The organism is Shewanella sp. MMG014, from assembly GCF_018100775.1.
GTDB classification, from domain to species: domain Bacteria; phylum Pseudomonadota; class Gammaproteobacteria; order Enterobacterales; family Shewanellaceae; genus Shewanella; species Shewanella japonica.
Genome location: NZ_JAGJDZ010000013.1, coordinates 109,097 through 130,999, shown reverse-complemented (window position 1 = coordinate 130,999; position 21,903 = coordinate 109,097). Strand labels below are relative to the sequence as shown.

Sequence of the window (21,903 nt, the reverse complement as noted above, 5' to 3'; positions counted from 1 at the left end):
TCCTTAGTCTTCGTGTACGTTATATTTTTTATCTAAAGCATTCGCTTTCGCTACATACACAAAAATCAGTGCAACAAACACATACATGGCACCTTGTTGTGCAAACCAAAAACCTAATTTAAAGCCCATAAAGGTAATTTCGTTCAAAACATCTACGAGTAAAATACCGCAACCAAAAGACACGAATGCCCAAATTGCGAGTAACCCCAATACTAAGCGTAAATTTTCACGCCAATACCCCGTTGCCTTGTCTTCATTTTCAAAAGCCATTGTGACTCCCCTGTCTTAATTATTTTTAAAGTCGTTAGTTAATCTAGCAACTAAAAATGTGACGACAATCACGACCTTAGTCTAAAGGTGAACAAAATCAAAAAAGGAAGTCAACAACAAATCAATTTAAAAACAGAAACTTATAACGGAACAGTATAAATAAATGGTATACAAGAGAGTTATCTGAGTTAGACCAAGGTCGAATTAAAAATTGAAGAAAAGAGCTTGTGGGTATGCATATGAAGATAGAGAAACGGTGTCATTAGCAGTTTGTCGTGCGTACATAATCAAGAATAAGCTCACTCACGTTTAGTCAAAGCTTATAGAATGATTCATCCTTAATAGGTCAAAGGCTTGTGCTACCTGAATAAGGCAGGTAATATTTTTTTATAATAATGACAAGGATGATTCATTGAATAAAAAATCCATCAATCTACAACACCTTATTTTAGCACTGGTTCTAGGTATCATTGGCTTTATCGTCAACTGTTACCCCATTCCTATTTTTGCCAACGTCCAGCTGGTCATGGGTAATACCTTTACGGTTGTATCTGCCGTTATTTTAGGCCCTTGGTATGCCCTATTAACAGCTGTTTTCAGTGCAACAGGTTTAATGGTGACTTGGGGAAGTCCTCATGTTTACTTACTGTTTTGTATCGAAGCGGTATTTATAGGTTTTATTCGCCGTAAAGGGGGGTACCCGCTATACGGCAGTGCCATTTACTGGATACTTATCGGAATGCCACTGACGTATTTATACATGAAAATAGTCAGTGATTTACCAGCAAGTCATATGCCGTTTGCCATCATTAAGCAAAGTATTAATGGTCTGATATATGCCTGTTTAGCTTCTTTAATTATTGTATTGGTCCCTAAACTTTGGCAATTTAATGGCCAAGTCACAGCAAAAAAAAGGCGTTCATTCAATGCTCAAGTAACCTACTTTATGACATTGATGATCACCTTATGCTTACTTATCTCTGCCCTTAGTTTTAATTATCTGTTTTTAGAAAAGCAGCAACAGCTATTAAAGCAAAACTTAACTGATACGACGCAACATTTAAGCTCTGCAACCGAGCAATACATAGACGATCACAAAAAAGTGATTGAATACGCAGCCAACTTTCTCAGTTTAGCCAATACCACGAACGACGAATGGCAGCCAATGCTGAGTCAACTGCACACAAGTTATCCTAGTTTCATTACCATGTTGATTGCCGATAGCAATGCGCAAGTCAAAGCAGGTAGCCCTGGTGTTATGATGCTGGACGAAAAAAACAATATTAAAAATATGTCGATTAGTGACCGGGATTACTTTATTCAATCCTTCCATAATCGCCAATTATATGTCTCATCCGTATTCAAAGGGCGTGGATTTGGTAGTGACTCAATCATCGCTATCAGTGCGCCGTTTTACCAAAATAATAATCAAGCACAAGTTGCTGGTATAATTGAAGGTTCCTTGAATTTACAGTTTTTCGCTAATATCGATAATCAAAATAGTTATGGTGAAAAAGAGTTGCTGGTACTTATAGATGACAATAAAAAAATCATTTATGCATCCTCAGAACTTGATCTCAATGAAGAAGATGAATTTACTTACTCTGATGATAAAGGCGCATACCATATTGCGTTAAATACCATCAATATTCGTGATCTTGAATCCACTTCGCCAGAACATGTATTTGTAAAAAAACGCCTTAATAATGGTTGGGAGTTATATGTATTAAAACCCCTCTCACCATTGCTTAAAACTGCCGAGCAGCAAATGTTAGGCACCTTTTTGATGCTGATTATTTCAATTATTTTCACCTTTATCATTTCAAGAAAGGTGTGCCAATTATTAACAGCGCCACTCGAAATCGTCGCTAACCAATTTGGTAATATCAATAATGATGATTTAAAAAGCCAAGTGCTGGATGAAAACTCGTCTAAAGAAGTATTTAACCTCTACCAGCGGCTCACTAACAGTAAGCGTGAACTGCTAACACATCAGCTAGAACTTGAAGAGACAGTGGCAATCCGCACTGATGAATTAGAGCAAGCCAACAAAAAGTTACTTGCCTTAGTGGATAAAGATCCATTAACGGATCTTAAAAACCGCCGTTATGCTGAAGATAAATTTGATGGCTTATTAGATTTTTGCTTACGTGGTGAACATGCAATTACCATAGCAATTCTTGATTTAGACTTTTTTAAGCAGGTCAACGACACCTATGGACACTTAGCAGGAGATGAATGTTTACGTACCGTTTCAAGTTTACTTAAGCAAGAGTTTAAGCGTGATACGGATATTGTAGCTCGCTATGGTGGGGAAGAGTTTTTACTTATTTTACCGATATCAAATGCCCTTAAAATTGAGCATCATTTAAATCAATTCAAACAAAAGTTAGCAGCGCTTGTGATTACTTCTCCAACAGATCAACAGCAGTTTTCTGTGACCACCAGTATTGGTGCAATTACTGCTAATGCCAGCTTTTCAACTGACATTGATGTATGGATTAAAGTGGCCGACGATAATCTGTACACGGCCAAAGAACAAGGTCGAAATAAAGTTATCATTAATGTGATTAATGAGTAAGTCGGTTATACCTATAGGTTTATAACCTCATCCATTTTATTAAGCATATACGGGTAAAATGGATTCCACTTCTGACGTAACATTTCAGCAGCAGGGATCCCAAATAAGCCACGTTCGCCAGTAAAAATAGCTTGGCCAATTTGAATGTGGCTCACCTCTTTCAAAAAATCTGGACCATACAAAGGATCCGCTTTAGGGAAAGGTAAAGCCACGTGAGATAAGGAATATACCCCACGTGGCCATTCAAATGGTAGCGCTTCACTTGTCAAGGATTCAGCAGAAGCTAATCTTGTCTCTTTTACAAAGTGCTCACGGTCAGTATCATTTTCAATCAAGGTCAGTTGATAACCCATTGGCTCTTGTAACCATAGCTTTGCCATTTCATCCATTGGGTCATTAATAATTAACTGATGATTATTAGGATTTCGATTAATATCAAAAATAACTAACTCGTGTTGTTTTGAAGGTAAGTATTGATAGAGGTTATTCACCACTGCATTGGAAGAAACGGTATCATCAGCGAGCGACTGGAAAGTTAAAATCGGTGCTAAAGAGCCTAATTGCTCAGTTGAAAATGATTCAATAATTTGATGGTTTCGCTGAGATAATTGATAAACAACATCACCAGCGTTAACTGCAAAAGAGCTATATTTAAACGGGTCGTACTCAACTGAAATACTGTTCCAAAATAACTTTTCATAACCTAAAAACCGGCCTAACATTGCTTGCCATTTAGCACCTGCTGCAATGGGTTGTAGCCCTATTGCAGGGGAAAGAAAAATCATACCTTGATAGTGCGTTTCATTGCCTCTGGCAATGGCTTCTAACTCAATGTTTAACGCTAAGGCTGCCCCCGTTGAAAAGCCAACCACGTATAACGGCTTACCATTAAGTTGTTGCTTCATATGCTGCGTCGCCAAATCTACAGCGCTAGCTAAATCAGGCCAAGTAATACCGGTTAATCCTGCGGGAATGGTGCCATGTCCAGGTAGCCTTAACCCCAAAACATGAGCATTTTTCTTAAAGTGTTTAGCAAGATGAGACATTGCATAGGGTGAGTCAGACATACCATGGATCAGTAAAACACCAAACTCAGCATCGGCTTTTTTCCATTCAAACGAGCGATTCCAGTTATAATTCCATCCATTGGGATCAGATAAGCTACCAGTTTCATACCGGTTAATGACAGAAGGCGTTTCTGGCGAGTAACTTTGATAAATTTTATTCTCAATTTCACTGAACAAGTCACTTTCGAGCGACAGATATCCAGCAAAGTTTTTTAACCCCAACTGCTGATGGTATTCGTGTTTTAGTTCAGTTGTGTGCCAGATATCTAACTCGGCTCTGGCATTTAATAACCAAACTAAAATCGCAATAAAAACGATAATACTGCCGATAAAGCCATAAACAGCAAAAAATAGAAGTTGCTTTGTTGAGCCGATCACTATCGCTTTCATTGATCTTTCCTTGAACACTAAGCGCTTTGTAAATCTGTGGCTAAAAGACACATCTCGCTGCTTAATGATATCGTTACACTTATCCGATTCTATAGACTCATGTTTGCCTAAAAGCCTATTCGAGTCTAGAGATTAATCATGATAATCTAGTAAAAATGAGTGAATTAACAGACATTAAAATGACATCAGACCTGTCACCAACCAATAATGAACAAATAAAATTTGGCCATAAAAATGCCAAAATGGCGTTTTATTTACCAACTGCACCTATCATCCCTACAGACACTGAACTCACGCTGGCTGATACCAGTAAGATAATCGAACTTAATGGTAATCATTGGCGTAAAATCTTTACCATAATGGCCAAAATTACCGCCGAGAATAGCTCAGCCGATTGCTGGAAAAAACGAAGAGCAGATTTGTTTACGACAAAAAGTGAAGCACATGACTCAACATGTTTAATCATCAATTCAGCAGGTTTAGACCCGCATGCAGAAGTGCATATTTTATGTGGCCAGGTGACTTATGAACGATTACAACATTCAATAGAAACGCATATGGGCCTGAATTGGCAAGATGAGTTAACAGAACTGGGTGAAAAACAAAAAGTAATGGCGCATAAGCAAGTCCTTATTGCGCCATATTTAGATTATCGACAGTTTCCTAACCAGCTCATAGAAGCAGTGAGAGACTACCTAAAACAATATTGAACTTATCACTAATCATAGATTGTTGGGATAGGTTGACGCTTGTGTTGCGTGCGCTTGTATATCGCGACCAACTTATCTTCAACATGACTCTCTACGTCTTTCCCTTCTAAAAAGTCATCAATTTGATCGTATGTAAGGCCTAATGCCACTTCATCTTCAAGTTGTGGCTTATCATCTTCTAAATCTGCTGTTGGTGCTTTTTTTACTAATATCTCAGGAGCACCTAAGAAACTTGCAACCTGTCTGACTTGACGTTTATTAAGACCAAACAATGGTGCTAAATCACACGCGCCATCTCCGAACTTAGTGTAAAAACCAGTAATATTCTCAGCGCTATGATCGGTTCCTACGACTAAACCACCCGTTAATCCTGCAATATGATATTGAGCAATCATGCGCATTCTGGCTTTCACATTACCTTTAACAAAATCAAGATTTTCATTGTTGCTTACCTCAATGCCTGCCTCTTCTAAACCAGCCACTGTCGCATTATGTACACCGACAACGCCATCAGCAATATTAACAGTAACTTGTTTAGATGGCTGAATAAACTGACACGCTAATTGAGCCTCATCTTCATCTTTTTGCACTTGGTAAGGCAGGCGAACAGCAATAAATTGATAATTTTGATCAGGGTTGTCAGCGTTTAAGCTATCTACAGCTAACTGACATAATCTACCTGTAACCGATGAATCAACACCACCACTAATACCTAGTACCAAACTACGTGTGTGTGCTTCAACTAACTTGGTTTTCAAAAATGCGACACGACGTTCGACTTCATAAGCTGGTTCAATCGCCTTAAGTACTTTCATTTCTCTTAAGATTTGTCCCTTCACAACGCTCTCCAATTTCTGTAGTCAATGCTGTTTTATTTACCCGATGGTACTTACAATGAGGTATTTACGCTCTAATTGGTATCCTACTGAATTTTACCACAGGTACCAAGTACTACTTATGCAATTTAAGTGCAATTTACGTAATAAAAAGGCGAGCATATTACGATGCTCGCCTTTCAATTTATGCTGTAAATTTAACGTTCCCAGTATGACTCTTCAAGACTATCTTCACGCTCTGGTAAGCCACGAGAAAGTCTTGGACTATGTTGTGCCAAAACTTCATAGGCTACACGGTTTGCGTATTTACACACTTGTGAGAATGACGAGTAACATAAACCATCACGTTGATGTTTACTTGAGCCAGGTACATTTGTCTTATGGAAGGTATTGGCAGATAAGTCATGTAATAAGGCCGCTAATGCTCCGTCACCTGCTCCGTTAGTATTTCTAATCAGTTCAGGCCCGCCCATGTATGGTGAAATATGTGCGAAGACTTTAATCGGAGTTTCACAATCTGCTTTTAATTTCGGGCGAGAAAACTCATAGCGGTTAAATTCAGGGATAGCGCCAGGTAATAGAGTATGACTGGTTGCTCGCTTTTCTGAATCTTCTGCGTAGCCCGCAGTATATAAACCCAAAGGCCCTGCGGTACAAAGTACCATGTCACACCATTCAAGTGCCGCATCAGCAGCCAATAGTGGGTCGCTAAAGCCTGTTAACGCTTCGCCTTCATCTTCATTCATTGCCAAAATAGTCACATTTTCACGAATAAAGTTTTGCCACCAAGTTGGATCTTCTTGAATAAGGAAGCGGGTGCCCAATGTCAATACGACTGGAACCTCTGCTGCTTTTGCATATTCAATTGCTTTCATCGCAGCGGATGTCATGCCATCACCTTCACTGGCGCGCATTAAATAGGCTGTAATAACTAGCGCAGAACTCCCCTGAATGACTTCTTGATTAATATATTCTGGGGTTAACTTATCCATTGAGCCTTTACTGATAGCAAAGGTACGCTCACCATTTTCAGAAATTAACGTAAAACAACGACCGATAGGACCATCTACAGGTTGTAAATAGTTTAAATCTACCTTTGATGAGGTATTACATAAATAACGGTAGGCGTAGCTCCCTACCATAATATTCTGGCTCATCACCCCGAATAACACAGAACGGTCATCCGCTAAAATTGAATAGTTATGAACCGTGTTACCAATGGTACCACCAGCAAATTCATCGCTGATCATCTCATTGTTTTTTAACTCGTTATAGAGTTCATGGGCTTGTTGGTCATCAATAAGGGTTGAGTTACCTTTTGGTAAACCATAACGCTCTAATAGTTCGTCTTCTACTTTGGCTTCAATATCCACCAAGGTTTGATCGATACCGCAAATGTAAGTTGAAAAAGATTGCTCTTGTTGGGTTAACTGAGCCAGTAATGGATCTCTGTTATTTACTGGGAAGTAATGCTTAGATTTGCGTTGACCAGGAAACTTCATCTTAAACTCTCTGAGTAGGCATCCGTGCTTAAAAGGATTGTGGATTGAACAGCATTTTATGCTTTATACCAAACGCTAATTTTAACACAAAAACAATCAACACCAATACTGATGTCAATCTTTGTCTCTTTTTGTGACAACTATTTTATTTATGCCATAAAAAAACCTGCAATGCAGGTCTTTTTATGAACAACAGTCGTTGGAACTGTAATTTTGCAGCTAATTAACCTAGCAACTGTTTAACTTGCTCACTCACTGCCGCAACAGTTTGTGTGCCATCAAACTTGGTGTACTGAGTGTTACCTTCAGCAGCCACTTTACCGTAGTATTCAACCAATGGCTTAGTTTGCTCATGGTAGATACCTAAGCGCTTACGTACTGTTGTTTCTTCATCATCTGGACGAATTGATAACTCTTCACCAGTTACGTCATCTTTACCTTCCACTTTTGGTGGATTGTAAACGATGTGGTAAACACGGCCAGAACCAGAATGCACACGACGGCCACTCATACGTTTAACGATTTCTTCATCAGGTACGTCAATCTCAACAACGTGATCAATTTCAATACCGTTTGCAACCATTGCATCAGCTTGTGGAATGGTACGTGGGAAACCATCAAGTAAGAACCCTTTAACACAATCATCTTGTGCGATACGTTCTTTAACTAAACCAATAATTAGGTCATCTGATACTAACTGGCCTGCATCCATTACTGATTTAGCTTCTAAGCCTAATGCTGTGCCAGCTTTAATTGCTGCACGAAGCATGTCTCCAGTTGAGATCTGTGGGATACCGTACTGCTCCATAATAAACTGAGCTTGTGTACCTTTACCGGCACCTGGGGCACCCAATAGAATAATGCGCATCTCAAAAGTCCTCTTTATTGCTTTCATATTTTTAGGCGGCGATTTTCGCACATTTAGTCCATCTTTAGAAGGTAAATAACCAAAGAGTTAGACCAATATCTAATAGCTCGCAACCTGTTAAATTTAGCGCTGTTTAATACAGCAAACTGTATAAACGACGACGATACTGATTGGCTATGGTGTTTCCTTGCCCTAAGGCAGTCAATATTTCCATGAACACCTGTTTGACTTTCCCGTCAGCTGCAGATAAATCTTTTTGTAAAATCGCAAAAAGGTTTTCTAATGCTTCTTCACCTCGGTTAGCTTGACTTAAGGCCTTGGCTAAATTGATTGAAATTTCAACATTATCTGGCTCAGCTTCTAACGCTTGTTGTAACTGACGGATTTCAGGTGTATCGGCTGCATCTTCAGCTAAAGCCAGTTTTGCTTTGAGGTTTTGATAATAGCTGTCTTGATCGGCAAGCCCAATAGTGTCTAATAAGGTTTTTGCATCACCAAGAATACCTAACTGCAAGTAGGCATCGACCATAAGTAATGCAACTTCAGCTTGGTTACCTGAATCAACGTAAGCACTTTTTAGTAAGCTTAATGCCTCTTCTAATTGCTCTTTTGTCACCGTATCGCCAGCTAAAATAACTTTAGCCGCATTCACATCTTGTACCCATAATTCAGGTAAATGCTTATTGAGCATGTCCAAAACTTGCGCTTGTGATTGAACCCCGGCAAACCCATCGATAGGTTTACCTTGGCTTAATACCAAATGGGTGGGTAAGCTTTGAATTTGAAAATAGTTAGCAATCTCTAATTCGGCTTCACAGTTAACTTTAGCAAGAATGAATCGCCCAGCTTGCTCGTTAGCAATTTGCTCCATCACTTGCAGCATTTGCACGCTTTCAGGCTGCTGTTGAGCCCAAAAAGACATAACAACAAAGTTATCCATTGAGGCATCAACAACTTGCTGTATGTTCTCTTTGGTTAAATTAATAATATGTTCCATCGTGGATCCTTGTTAGCAGTGCTATTTATTCAGTATCACACTGGCTAAAAATAAACGCTAATAAAAAGCGGACACTCGGTCCGCTTGTTTATTATGACGACGCTTACTTCAAGCTTGCGACTAGCATTTCATTGGTTAACTTAATGAATGCAGAAGGATCCGCTAAGCTGCCTTTTTCAGAAAGCTGTGCTTGTTGAAGTAATAAGTCAGCCCAGTTAGCAAATAACTGTTCATCCTGTTCATTGTTCAAACGCTCAACTAATGGGTGATGCGGGTTGATTTCAAAGGTCGGTTTCGTTTCAGGCACTGGTTGACCCGCTGATTGCATAAGCTTGATCATTTGTGATGACATTTCACCTTCACCGGCAACAACACATGCAGGCGTGTCAGTTAAGCGCGAAGTCACTTTAACGTCTGCAACTTTTGCACCTAATGCCGTTTTCATACGTTCAACTAATGCTTGTGCTTCACCAGCAAGCTTTTCTTGAGCTTCTTTTTCATCTGCATCTTCAAGCTCACCTAACTCTAGATCACCACGTGTTACCGAATGCAGTTTCTTGCCTTTGAATTCAGTTAAGTGGTTAATTAACCACTCATCAATACGCTCTGACATCAATAACACTTCGATGTCTTTCTTACGTAATAATTCAAGATGTGGGCTGTTTGCTGCCGCTTCATGGCTGTCAGCAACAATGTAGTAAATCTTGTCTTGGCCTTCTTTCATACGGCTGATGTAATCATCTAATGACACGTCAGTCGCCGCTGTGTTGGTGTGCGTAGAAGCAAAACGTAATAAGCCAGAAATACGCTCACGGTTAGCGAAATCTTCAGCAGGACCTTCTTTTAATACTTGACCAAATTCAGCCCAAAATGCTTGGTATTTCTCAGCATCATTTTTAGCCATTTTTTCAAGCATGCCTAATACACGCTTAGTCACACCGCTACGTAAAGCTTTAGTGATGCTGTTGTCTTGTAAGATTTCACGAGACACGTTTAACGGTAAATCATTTGAATCGATTAGACCTTTAACGAAACGCAGGTAAGTCGGCATGAACTGCTCAGCGTCATCCATGATGAATACACGTTGAACAAACAGTTTTAAGCCATTTTTAGCATCACGGTTAAACATATCCCACGGCGCTTTGCTCGGGATATACAGTAAGCTCGTGTACTCTTGTTTACCTTCAACACGATTGTGAGACCAAGTTGCAGCATCACCGTAATCGTGAGAAATATGTTTGTAGAACTCTTGATACTCTTCATCAGAAATATCAGATTTGCTACGAGTCCAAAGCGCAGTGGCTTTGTTCATCGGCTTCCATTGACCTTCAGTAGCTGGAATCGCCTCGCCGCCTTCTTCTGTCGCTTCAACAGCAGGTGTACCTTCTTCGTACATTTCTACAGGTACGGAGATATGATCAGAGTATTTGGTGATAATTGAGCGTAAACGTGTGTCATCAGCAAACTCTTTTTCTTCTTCACGTAAATGCAGTGTAATTTCAGTACCACGGCTGTTTTTAGTAATGGTATCAACAGTAAAGTCACCTTCACCTTGTGATTCCCACACCACACCTTGGTTAACATCCGCACCTGCAGCGCGAGTACGAACAGTCACTTTATCCGCAACGATAAACGCCGAGTAGAAGCCCACACCGAACTGACCAATAAGTTGTGAATCTTTTGACTCTTCGCCAGATAAGTTTTTGAAGAAATCAGCAGTACCTGATTTAGCAATTGTCCCTAAATGTTCAATTACACCATCACGAGTCATACCGATACCGTTATCTTCAATCGTAACGGTGCCTTTTTCTTTATCGGTGCTGATGCGAACACGAAGTTCAGTGTCATCTTCAAATAATGTGTTATCAGTCAGTGCAAGGTAACGTAACTTGTCTGCAGCATCAGCGGCATTTGAGACTAATTCACGTAAGAAAATTTCTTTATTTGAGTATAAAGAATGGATCATCAGATGAAGAAGTTGTTTTACTTCGGTTTGAAAGCCATGTGTTTCTTGTTGAGACATGAAAATTTCCCTTGGTTTAACGTTAATACAGCAGTTGTACTGAAATCTAATATTTGACGTTTCAATGCAACTAAAATTCTTTGTTACCTAGGAAATGGGGCGTGAAAATCAGTTTTCAAGGGAATTTTTTTCTGATGCCTAAAAAAAACGCAAAAAGGGCTAAATTAGCCCTTTTATTATTAACTCGTGTTCGTTTTACAGAGGGATACGCCCATTAAACGATAACGCTAAAGTCGTGCTATCGACATACTCAAGCTCGCCACCTACTGGCACACCATGAGCAATACGGCTGATAACCACATTATGACGACGTGCGATATCCGCGATAAAGTGCGCTGTTGCATCACCTTCTACTGTAGGGTTTGTTGCCAAGATTAACTCTGTGACATCTTCTGAAGATAAATGCTGTTCAAGTAACTCAAGACCTAGTTCATCAGGGCCCACGCCATCAAGTGGTGACAAATGGCCTAATAACACAAAGTATCGCCCCATAAAGTGGCCACCAGCTTCGATAGCAAGTACATCTGCTGGCGTTTCTACCACACATATAACGCCAGCGTTGCCTCGTTTAGGGCTACTGCAAATTGGGCATAATTCTTGTTCTGTAAACGTACGGCACGCTTGGCAATGCCCCACTTCACTCATAGAGCGCTCAAGAGCGTTTGCCAGTTTTTGCCCCGCTTTACGATTACGTTCCAATAACTGAAATGCCATACGCTGAGCAGACTTAGGCCCTACACCGGGTAAGCAACGTAATGATTCAATTAATTCATCAACTAGCGGACTAAATTTCATAACCTAATACTGGCCTTAACAGTGCTGTTGCACTTTATAAAAATGAGATTAGCTGACTCAACAATTTATCAGCTAAATGAATCGGTGATTATTATCGTAAGCGATAAAGATTGCAAAGAGTATCTGAGCCCAAAGCGCGGTTGGGCTTTAAAGCATTGTGAGTCGCTAATACTGAACCAATTATCCTCAACAGATAACCTCAAGCGGCCAGTGGTATAATTTACTAGTTTCAAGAAGTGTTAGTCGCTAGCAACAACTCATCATCCTAATAAAACCTACAAACAGCTAGTCTGTTGGTAGGGTATCGTTTGCCGAACGATAGCGAAACACCTCTTCAAGAGGTAAATTAAACACCTCAGCAATCTTGAACGCGACTTCTAATGTCGGCGAATACTTATTTGATTCAATCGCCATTACCGTTTGTCTAGTGACACCGATGAGTTCAGCCAGTTGCTTTTGGGTCATTTCATCATGTAAAAATCGTAATGTACGAATAGAGTTACTGATCCCCATACCATCTTGATCCACTTTACCCATAAATATCTCCTGTGCGGCCTTTATACAATTGCACACCATAATGGGCTAATTCGGCAGTTAAAAATGCCACTAACAAAATGTGTAATGGTAAATGAGGAATCGGCTCAAACAAAATTATTTCAGCTTGTTTTTCTATTCCATATTGAACCATGGCTAAAATTACGCCGGTTTGTAAAATTATCGCCGAGTATTTGTAACCCACTAGGTTTATTTGTTTTTCTCGCACATCCATGGGTTGGTTTAATTCATCATCACTCACAAATGCTAATACAATATAACTCAGTACCATCAAAACAACTGAGTAAATAATGATTTCGAGCAATACACCAGATAGCCACACTGTCGAGGCTAATTCTTCAGCACTGGCATAGTACATCCGGCTTAAGTAAATATAAAAAATATAGCCCGTTACAAGTAAATCAACCGATAAAGTCACTTCCCTAAAGCTAGTTTCTTGCAACCACTGATATAATTTCTGTTTGTTGACCATGTTAACCTCACTCCACTCCATGTAAAAGATATTTAACTCGCAGTTAATTTATGCTTACTTACCACCCATGTCAAATATTTTTAACCTCAAGTTAGCTTTTTAGTACTTTAGTATGTGTATCAACCCACTTGACCAAGCTTATGCCTCTTATCAAAACCAGTTCTTCACATCACAGCTCGTCAATTATCATTTTAGACAACATCACCTAGAGGGATGAGCTAAAAATATAAAATATACTTACAAAACAGAACCTTAAAAATAAAAATGCAAGATTAACAAAAGGGTTAGCATAATAAATTAAAAGCTGTTGTGACGAGTCAATAAAAGGATTATTTGGGGATTAACGAGAGAAGTAACGGTAGGATTAATCGCAAGGACTTTTATTTAAATACGGATTACCAATTCACGTTAAGCTGATGAACGGCTTTATCTGAATAGGCTATCACATCAGCATAACCAGAATTTTGTGAAACATATAAACGAGTAACATGATATTGATATGCTGAACCCCGTTGGGCTTGCGCTAATTTAATGGCCTTTTTAGCTGACTCACCATTGACCATTTCACTAGCTCCTAAAAAAGTAACAAGTAAACCGATAGCACCTAGTAAATAAGCTGATTTGGGTTGAGTTGTTTTATAGTTGGTCTTGACCAAAAGTTGCAAAGACTCCTGAGAAGATAGCTGACAGTATATCCAAATAAACACTGCAACAAGCAAAGCAGCAACGCATATTGGTCCAATCTCAGTCAGTGGGCTGAATTTCATTAATGCTATAAGCAAAGCAGGCGGAGTCGTAAATAAAGTGTCAAACGATATACCAACAATCAGTACTGAGATAAAAATACTCAACCAACGTAATGTTTGAACCGTTTTAAGGCTTCCTCGAAGTAGCAATACTCCTGAAATAACCCCAAAAATGGTAAAGCTTGAGGCATAATTAGTTTGATTGATAATGCAAAAAATCATTACCGCAATATCAATCAAACCCAGTAAGAGTAATAACGCTGCAGCCTTTTTAAAAGGATGAATATTTTCTTCCATGAACAAACTCTTATACTATTTATTGGTTAAGCGTTTTATTTAATCAATTGAACAGCGCAATACATTAGCCCAGAGCGGTGATTTATTACTTAATGTCAATAATGAAAACCAAATTAATTGTTGGACTTGATTAACTGACTAGATCATTACATAGGACATTCAGCTTGTGTCATCTTATGGTTGATAAAAAGTGAGGTTTAAGCTTAAGCCCTCTTTTATATCAGTTTATGACTGACTTTTTATAAATTCTGAGTATCAGACCTCAACAAAGAAAACACTTTAAGATCATGATAAGCGCCTTTCCAAAAACCATGCTGCCTCAGTATGCCATCACATTTAAAACCGAGCTTTTCAAGTAGCACTTCTGATGCTCTATTGCCAATCATCACATAAGCCTCAATTTTATTAACGTGTTTAGGGCATTTTTCTGAAAACGTAAATTCGATGACCTTCCTTACTGATTCAGTAGCATATCCTTTGCCCCAAGAGTTTCTTTTGAACTCGTAACCGATAACAGCAACATGATTACTTTCCTCGAAACGATTAATGCCGCAACCACCAATAAACTTAAATGTTTCTTTATCCCTAATTGCCCATCTAACGGATTTACCTTCTATAAATCCTGCTAAATCTGCATTAATTAAGTTAATAGCTTCTTTCTCGGTAGCAAAAGACAGATCATAGAATTCAGTAACCTCAGGGTCAGAAAACAATTCTAGTATCGACTTGGAGTCATCAATTGATTGCTGATTAAGTACCAATCTATCTGTCTCAATTATTGGAAATATACTCATAGTCCCCTGAAGATTTTACGCCCACATTAAGTAGGCTAAAAGTGCTTGCTATATACATTTAACCCTAACTAGATTGCTTTAAATTATTAAATAAAACAAGACTTAAACCATTTATGAAATATTGATTGTATAAGATTGAATACCTATATTATTAGCTGATGCTGTAAAACTACTAAAAATAACAACACATTTTTTATGTAATTAAATGCGCTGGTTTATCCCAATTAATCACTTAACATGACTTTGGTTAAGCTGATCTATAACCTAAACAGACCAATTACCCACAAAAAAGCCCAAGTCAATGACTCAGGCTTTCATTTAAACTTAACTAGACTAAAACAGTCTTAGAATGGCATTTTCATTCCTGGCGGTAATTGCATACCACCGGTAACTTCTGCCATTTTAGCTTTTTGGTTTTCTTCGATGCGACGTGCTGCGTCGTTGAATGCTGCAGCAATAAGATCTTCCAACATTTCTTTATCGTCTTCCATTAAGCTTGGGTCAATGTCAACTTTACGAATGTTGTGTGAACCCGTCATGGTGACTTTTACTAAACCTGCACCCGCTTCACCCGTCATTTCGGTTTGTGCGATTTCTTCCTGCATTTTAGCCATTTTGTCTTGCATCATTTGGGCTTGTTTCATTAAGTTGCCCATACCGCCTTTTCCAAACATAGTCTTTTCTCTTAATTAGGTTATTAGCAAGCCGCCAAAGTGGGGCTAATCTTACTGTAAAAAAATAAATTGGCAATAAAACTGCGTTTATTGCAATCAAACTTTTGAAGTTAACAACGCTTTAGTTGATTTATTGTGCAACTAAAGCAGGAATTTGTTGCCCTATTGCTTGTAACTTCTCCGCTGGATACACCAAGGTATCTGGATTTAGCTGTGCAGCTAATCGACTAGACATCCATTGTACGTTGTCATCATTAATTAAAGCGTAATTTGCATTCGCTAATAATTCACGATGAAATCTTTTTCTTAACTCAAGTGGGGTTTCATGTGCTTTATCTACACCAACAGTAATCTCAACCGTGGTCGGCACGCCCATGTGTTCTGTTAATGCAACTTGCAGTTGCTCAATGGCGATGTCCGCTGCAAGATGCTTTTGGTCTGGCTTTAACAGTAATGGAATCGGATTACTCAAGCTTTGACAAACTGAGTTAACAGCGAGCTGCCTTACCCTACCACCAATACTGAGTGATGCCATGACTTTATACCAGTGTAAATCAAGTTCATCACCCGATATTTCATGTTCGCCATTGACCGCAAGCGCAGTGGGTTTAGGTATCGACGTCACCTGCTGGTTGGTATCGACTTGAGCCACTGCCTCGACAACGCCTAGATTTGGGCTTGAATCATGGCTTTGCTGCTCACCATTGCCAGCTTGCAAATCAGTAACCTGTGCATCAGCAACCGCATTTTGTGTATCTTTTATTGCTTGTGCATTGGCCATTGGCGGTTCAATTGCATCTTGAGGTTTATTCCAAGGTGCTTGCTCTTCAATCTGCGCGCCTTTATCTGTAACGTTCGCACTATCAATAACGTCAGTGCTTGCTGAGCCTATACTGTCATTATGATGAGACGCTTGATTGAGTGATTGCTGTTCCGTCTGGCTATTATGTGTTTGCTCTGTATCTTGAGTTGCACGTTGTCCTTCTGCGGCATGGTTACTGCGTGGTGCGGGTACCTTAATACTAGGACTCGCTGCCGCCTGTTGCTTTTTTGCTTGCTCTCCTTGACTTGTGAGTAAGTTTAACTCTGCTTTCAAGGAATCATTAGTTGCTAAAACGGCATCCAGTAGCGCATCTAAATCATCGCTACTTTCAGTACTTTCTGTTGTTTTAGCGGCCTCAACCTGTGAATCATTTGTCGATGCAGCGACAGGCTGCTCAGGGTGATACGACGCCATATCACCTAGCCCATATTCAGCATTATTATCGTCACTGTCAGCCTGTGAAAATTGCTCATAAGCATCCATTGGCATCCCATCATCAGATGAATAGACTGCTTGGGGCTCAGCACTCACTTCTGGCTTATCTGCAGGGGCAATTTTCTCTAAAGCTAAAGAGCCTGACTTTGATTGAGGTGGCGTTTGTATGTTTTCGCCCGAATCAATATCAAGCGCCTGCGTCGCCGCTTGTTTATCCTCACTCGCTTGCGGTGCATTAGCCGATGACGCTTGCGCTTTCGTTGGTGTGCTTTGCGATAATGATTTATCTTGTTGACCAAAACCTAAACTGTCCGCTTGGCTTAATAGCAATGCTTGTTCGGCAGCTATCGCTTCATCAGATTGACCTTGATTCGACTCAGTAGACTCAGGCTGAGTAACTGGTTGTAAGTTAGCATCTGCAACCTTGCTGTTAGCTGACTCATTGAGCGTATTACCGGTATTTACGAGTGTATCAACCACTGGCGTAACAGGTTTTACAACATCATGCTTTTGCGCTTCAGCAGCGGTGTTCTGCTCTGAGGGTTCAGGTAATGTAATCTTTGCAGCTTCATCAGTATGCCAACGTTTTACAGGCTTTTCCGGTACAAAGGCAATCGCTCTTAATAGCGCCATTTCAAGCCCTGACTTAGGGTCTGGAGCAAACGATAACTCTTTGCGCCCAGCGAGTAACAGCTGATAATACAACTGCACTTGCTCTGGCGAGAGTTGTTGAGCAAAAGCGAGAATTTGTTCACTATAAAGTGATTGCTGCGCAGCTGCAGGGGCGAATTGGCTTAACGTAATTTGATGGAGTAATTCAAGTAAGCTTCTTAGCACTTCATCAGCGTCAGCTCCAAAGCTGAGCACTTGACTGGTTGTCATCATTAAATGCCCGACGTCGGCATCGCAAAGCGCCTTGAGTAAAGCAAGCACTTGTTGAGTATCAATACTGCCTAACATCGACTGTACTTGCTGATGCATGACTTGGCCGCTACCAAATGCAATGGCTTGGTCGGTTAAGCTAAGTGCATCGCGCATACTACCATTAGCCGCTTTAGCCAATAAAGTCAGCGCTTGAGGCTCATACTCAAGCTGCTCTTGAGTTAAAATGAAATCCAGTTGTTGACTGATTTCATCTTGCGACAAGCTTTTTAAATTAAACTGTAAACACCGAGATAAAACGGTGACTGGTAGCTTTTGAGGATCCGTTGTAGCCAATAAGAATTTGACGTGCTCAGGGGGCTCTTCCAAGGTTTTAAGCAAAGCATTAAAACTGCTTCGCGACAACATATGCACTTCATCAATCAAGTAAACTTTGAAACGCCCACGAGATGGTTTGTATTGAACGTTATCCAGTAACTCACGAGTGTCATCGACCTTAGTTCGTGATGCCGCATCGACTTCAATTAAGTCTACAAACCGACCTTGAGCGATTTCAACACAGCTCGAACACACTCCACAAGGTGCTGAGGTCACCCCTTGCTCACAGTTAAGCCCTTTAGCAAATAGTCGAGCTAAACTGGTTTTACCGACACCACGGGTGCCTGTAAATAAATATGCATGATGTAAGCGCTGCTGAGTTAATGCATTTGTTAGAGCTAATAAGACATGTGACTGCCCTACCATCTCTTCAAATTTTGCAGGCCGCCACTTACGGGCTAACACCTGATAAGACATGGAATTCCCCAAGCTTTAATAAAACGGGTTGAGTAAGCTTCATTTTACCCAAAAATAAATTTAACAATAACATGCAAGTCAATGCTGCGCTATTGATACACAATTTAGCGAGCGGGTTTGCCCAAGAATTACACTAACCATTTCGCTGTATTGACGTTAATCCTGATTTACAGACATAAAAAAGCAGCGCTTGATAATGAATATGCAAGCACTGCCTTGATATAATGACGAGGTCATTGGGTAAATCGATTACTCACCTTCAAACTCACAAAGGGTCAAAATTTCGATACCCAATGCTTCAATGCGTTTTTCGCCACCGATATCAGGCAACGAAATAACAAATGCAGCATGCTCGACTTCACCACCGAGTTCACGAATTAGCTTAACAGTGGCTTCGATTGTGCCACCAGTAGCAAGTAAGTCGTCAACCACAAGCACCTTATCACCAGGCTGAATGGCATCAACATGAATTTCTAAGGTATCTTTTCCGTATTCAAGGTCGTAAGTTTGCGCAATTGTTTTGCGTGGTAGTTTTCCTGGTTTACGAACCGGAACAAAACCAACGCCGAGTTCTAAAGCCAGCGGCGCTCCAAACAAAAAACCACGAGCCTCTGTACCTACAACTTTAGTAAAACCAAGTGACTTGTAATGCTCAACAAACATCGCAATCGTGGCTTGGTAGGCTTCAGCATTTTCTAATAAGCTGGTGACATCACGGAACATAATGCCCGGAATGGGATAGTCAGGAATGGCTTTAATACTGTCTTTGATTAACGCTAAACTTGCTGAATTCATAGTCATAATAGATTGTCTATTTAAAAAGGAATGGATTAATAGCCAGTTATTGGTATTTGATTACACTTAAAATGCAAAAATAGTATCTGACATATCACTCGATTGGAGGTGATAGTAAGCATGTTTCAATACAGTTGCAACTCGAGAGCAAAATTCCGGCAACTTTTAATCTAACTCTGGGATCTGCCACAAAAAAAGTAACAGTATACATAACATACAAACTAACATGATTTGCACCCAAAGCAGTGGCACGATGGCGATACTGACCACGAAACTTAGCGTCGTCATAATCATGGCTTTTCGCTTCAAGCGTTTGTTAATTGATCGCTTATTTTGCCAGTCATTGAGCCCTTGAGAAAACCAAGGATGTGTCATCAGCCAATTGTGTAACCTGTCACTTGAGCGGGCAAAGCAATAAGCTGCAAGCAAGATAAATGGTACAGTCGGTAGTAAAGGAACCACAATACCAATCGTTCCCAGCGTGACGCTGGTTAACCCAGTAATTAAAAACAAGCCACGTTTTAGGGGCATAATTCTCCAAACTCAATCAAAAAAACCATTCAATAGAATGGTTTTTAGTTTACCGATGCTATAAAAATACATCGATATCATAACTGAGATCAGCAGTTAAATTAAGCCTGCAAGTCTCAACGCAGAAATAGAAGCTGGTAATGTTGGTAAAAGTAAAACAAGGATAAAACCAATAAAATACAAAATGTTAAATGGGTCTTTAAACGGCTGACTCATGTTATTTGATTCCTAAGAGTTAAGTTGACCACCTACCGGCAGCGTGAAGTAGATCACAAAATCCGCGCCATTGTAAGTAAAAAGGCCTACAATAAAAACCCTAAAAATTTTAAGCCATTTATTATCCTGTTTATCCTCTACTATCTCGACAAATAATCTGTTTTTCAGCCAACTGTTGTAACATCTGTAAGCAGCCGCTGGCTAAGGTTTCTGAAGTCATTTGCGGGTAAGATTGTTTAAGCCATTCTATTATATCTGAAAAATAACATTGCTCGGCTTGATTAATGTATGCGAGCACTTGCGCTGTTAATGGGTTTAACTGTAAAAAGTTTACCTCATCAGCTTGATCTCGGTATATACAAAAACTATGTGGTAGCTCACTCGGCTCTGTTGGCTGATAGTCAAGACTGATGTGCTGCACATCGTATTGATATTGTGCAATGATCGCTGTGTCTGACAGAGTGAGCGGCAGCTCGGTAATCATATCTCTAGCAATAGCCACTTGCTTGTCGTTATCAAAGACAGCCGAAATATAAAGCTCTAACCACTCATAATGGGCCAACTCCACCATAAACGGCGGATCGTAATCTTTTGCTTGATAATCCGTTTGTAAAAAAGCGATAAATTCTTGTGAAATTTCAACAAACAAAGGTGTCTTACAGTCAAAACTAACAAAAAACTCTTGGATTAATTTAAGCCAAGCATCATCAGTGTATAACGATTTAAGAACAGGAAAAGCACTCGATACGAACCCATTAATGTTATTAAAAAACAATTCCCGATAAACCGTCATCCGTTCAAGGCTTATTCCCTCAGGCAAGGGTTTACTGGGGTCGCGAATGTAATCCATAAACTCATATTGAGTATCAATAAAGCTCATTAGGCACTCCTTGACTTAGCCTGTAATAATGCCTGTTGTTGGTATTGATGAATCTGATTAATTTCAATTAATAACTCTGGCGTTTCAGGAATATTAAAATCTCGCTCTAACAAGGTAGGAAATACGCCATGCTGCTGATAGCTTTGCTGTAATAATTTCCACACAGGGTCTATAACATCTGCACCATGAGTGTCGACCATCAGGTCTGACGATTCTTCGTAATGCCCTGCTATGTGCATATATTCAATACGTTCAGTTGGCATAGAAGCTAAAAACTCAGCCGCATCATATTGATGGTTAATTGAATTAACGTAAATATTATTTACATCAAGCAGTAATTTACAATCAGCTTCAGCTAATACCGCATTCACAAAGGTTTGTTCATTCATCTGCGCACCAGGCGCTGCATAAAAAGACACATTTTCAAGAATAAATGGGCGCTCGAGAATGTCTTCAACTTGTTTTATACGTTTAGCGACGTAAGTGACTGCTTCATCAGTAAACGGAATTGGCATCAAGTCATACATGTGACCCGTACCGGAACAGTAGCTTAAATGTTCAGAATAAATAGAGATCTGATGTAAATCGAGAAACGCTTTTATTTGTTTAACAAATTCAGTATCAAGCTCTTCAGGGCTACCAATTGACAAGGACAAACCATGGCAAAAGAAATCATGCTGCTCAGTGAGTTGCCTAAACTGTTTGCCAAACTTTCCTCCCAGAGTCATCCAGTTTTCTGGCGCCACTTCAAAGAAGTTAATCTCATCTGGCACTTGCTGACAAAACTCATCAAGCATCTCTCGGCGTAAACCCAGTCCAACTTTTGCTTGCTCTGCCATTACAACACTCCGTCTGTTACTTTTTATCAATTAAAAAGGCCTGCATAACAGGCCTTATCATGACGTACTTTACATTCACATTAAACATTCAATGGGGTAAAAAAATGTTATGGATGTAAAGTTTATATGC

20 protein-coding genes are annotated in these 21,903 nt (G+C 39.7%); 2 read left to right on the top strand and 18 right to left on the bottom strand.

The window, feature by feature from the left end; all coding sequences use genetic code 11:
• Window positions 1–3: 3 nt before the first annotated feature.
• Entirely contained in the window at window positions 4–270 is a 267-nt protein-coding gene (locus J8L86_RS18495; RefSeq protein WP_055024629.1) for a DUF4212 domain-containing protein, read from the bottom strand.
• Between the two features lie 412 nt (window positions 271–682).
• On the opposite strand from J8L86_RS18495, the gene J8L86_RS18490 reads away from it, so the two are divergent.
• Window positions 683–2,851, top strand: a complete 2,169-nt coding sequence (locus tag J8L86_RS18490) for a diguanylate cyclase (protein WP_247663530.1) — start codon at window positions 683–685, stop codon at window positions 2,849–2,851.
• Between the two features lie 11 nt (window positions 2,852–2,862).
• On the opposite strand, the gene J8L86_RS18485 is transcribed toward J8L86_RS18490, so the two are convergent.
• Complete coding sequence (locus J8L86_RS18485) at window positions 2,863–4,308, bottom strand: alpha/beta hydrolase (protein ID WP_211031248.1); 1,446 nt, start codon at window positions 4,306–4,308, stop codon at window positions 2,863–2,865.
• A 179-nt stretch (window positions 4,309–4,487) separates the two neighbouring features.
• Here J8L86_RS18485 and J8L86_RS18480 point away from each other — a divergent pair, with 179 nt between their 5' ends.
• Window positions 4,488–5,018: a hypothetical protein gene (locus tag J8L86_RS18480; protein ID WP_211031247.1), complete on the top strand. Its 531-nt coding sequence runs from the start codon at window positions 4,488–4,490 to the stop codon at window positions 5,016–5,018.
• A gap of 8 nt (window positions 5,019–5,026) precedes the next feature.
• On the opposite strand, the gene nadE is transcribed toward J8L86_RS18480, so the two are convergent.
• From nadE to J8L86_RS18400, 16 genes are all read right to left on the bottom strand, one after another.
• On the bottom strand, window positions 5,027–5,857 hold the full coding sequence (gene nadE, locus J8L86_RS18475; protein WP_211031246.1) for an ammonia-dependent NAD(+) synthetase: 831 nt from the start codon (window positions 5,855–5,857) through the stop codon (window positions 5,027–5,029).
• Between the two features lie 194 nt (window positions 5,858–6,051).
• On the bottom strand, window positions 6,052–7,356 hold the full coding sequence (locus J8L86_RS18470) for an inosine/guanosine kinase (RefSeq protein WP_055024641.1): 1,305 nt from the start codon (window positions 7,354–7,356) through the stop codon (window positions 6,052–6,054).
• 223 nt (window positions 7,357–7,579) lie between these two features.
• Window positions 7,580–8,224, bottom strand: a complete 645-nt coding sequence (adk, locus tag J8L86_RS18465; protein ID WP_055024642.1) for an adenylate kinase — start codon at window positions 8,222–8,224, stop codon at window positions 7,580–7,582.
• A gap of 133 nt (window positions 8,225–8,357) precedes the next feature.
• Complete coding sequence (locus tag J8L86_RS18460) at window positions 8,358–9,221, bottom strand: tetratricopeptide repeat protein (protein WP_119969417.1); 864 nt, start codon at window positions 9,219–9,221, stop codon at window positions 8,358–8,360.
• Between the two features lie 103 nt (window positions 9,222–9,324).
• The gene (gene htpG / locus J8L86_RS18455) at window positions 9,325–11,244 is read right to left on the bottom strand and encodes a molecular chaperone HtpG (protein ID WP_065110563.1); all 1,920 of its coding nucleotides are present in this window, start codon (window positions 11,242–11,244) and stop codon (window positions 9,325–9,327) included.
• 195 nt (window positions 11,245–11,439) lie between these two features.
• Window positions 11,440–12,039, bottom strand: a complete 600-nt coding sequence (recR, locus tag J8L86_RS18450; protein ID WP_055024645.1) for a recombination mediator RecR — start codon at window positions 12,037–12,039, stop codon at window positions 11,440–11,442.
• Between the two features lie 285 nt (window positions 12,040–12,324).
• Entirely contained in the window at window positions 12,325–12,576 is a 252-nt protein-coding gene (locus tag J8L86_RS18445) for a helix-turn-helix transcriptional regulator (RefSeq protein ID WP_225442255.1), read from the bottom strand.
• Window positions 12,569–13,066 (bottom strand): hypothetical protein, encoded by a 498-nt coding sequence (locus J8L86_RS18440; protein ID WP_211031245.1) that lies wholly within the window; start codon window positions 13,064–13,066, stop codon window positions 12,569–12,571. The genes J8L86_RS18445 and J8L86_RS18440 overlap by 8 nt, the downstream gene beginning before the upstream one ends.
• Window positions 13,067–13,461: 395 nt before the next feature.
• Window positions 13,462–14,109 carry a hypothetical protein gene (locus tag J8L86_RS18435; RefSeq protein ID WP_211031244.1) on the bottom strand — a complete coding sequence of 216 codons (648 nt, stop codon included), beginning with the start codon at window positions 14,107–14,109 and terminating at the stop codon, window positions 13,462–13,464.
• A gap of 239 nt (window positions 14,110–14,348) precedes the next feature.
• The gene (locus J8L86_RS18430) at window positions 14,349–14,903 is read right to left on the bottom strand and encodes a GNAT family N-acetyltransferase (RefSeq protein ID WP_080916045.1); all 555 of its coding nucleotides are present in this window, start codon (window positions 14,901–14,903) and stop codon (window positions 14,349–14,351) included.
• Between the two features lie 344 nt (window positions 14,904–15,247).
• Window positions 15,248–15,577, bottom strand: a complete 330-nt coding sequence (locus J8L86_RS18425; protein WP_055024650.1) for a YbaB/EbfC family nucleoid-associated protein — start codon at window positions 15,575–15,577, stop codon at window positions 15,248–15,250.
• 130 nt (window positions 15,578–15,707) lie between these two features.
• Window positions 15,708–18,512, bottom strand: coding sequence for a DNA polymerase III subunit gamma/tau (gene dnaX, locus J8L86_RS18420; RefSeq protein ID WP_211031243.1), 2,805 nt, complete (start codon window positions 18,510–18,512; stop codon window positions 15,708–15,710).
• 249 nt (window positions 18,513–18,761) lie between these two features.
• The gene (apt, locus tag J8L86_RS18415; RefSeq protein WP_055024652.1) at window positions 18,762–19,313 is read right to left on the bottom strand and encodes an adenine phosphoribosyltransferase; all 552 of its coding nucleotides are present in this window, start codon (window positions 19,311–19,313) and stop codon (window positions 18,762–18,764) included.
• Between the two features lie 159 nt (window positions 19,314–19,472).
• Entirely contained in the window at window positions 19,473–19,838 is a 366-nt protein-coding gene (locus J8L86_RS18410; protein ID WP_065110571.1) for a YbaN family protein, read from the bottom strand.
• 346 nt (window positions 19,839–20,184) lie between these two features.
• On the bottom strand, window positions 20,185–20,934 hold the full coding sequence (locus tag J8L86_RS18405; protein ID WP_211031242.1) for a putative DNA-binding domain-containing protein: 750 nt from the start codon (window positions 20,932–20,934) through the stop codon (window positions 20,185–20,187).
• The gene (locus tag J8L86_RS18400) at window positions 20,934–21,773 is read right to left on the bottom strand and encodes a DUF692 domain-containing protein (protein WP_055024655.1); all 840 of its coding nucleotides are present in this window, start codon (window positions 21,771–21,773) and stop codon (window positions 20,934–20,936) included. Before J8L86_RS18400 ends, J8L86_RS18405 begins: the two co-directional genes overlap by 1 nt.
• Between the last annotated feature and the right edge of the window lie 130 nt (window positions 21,774–21,903).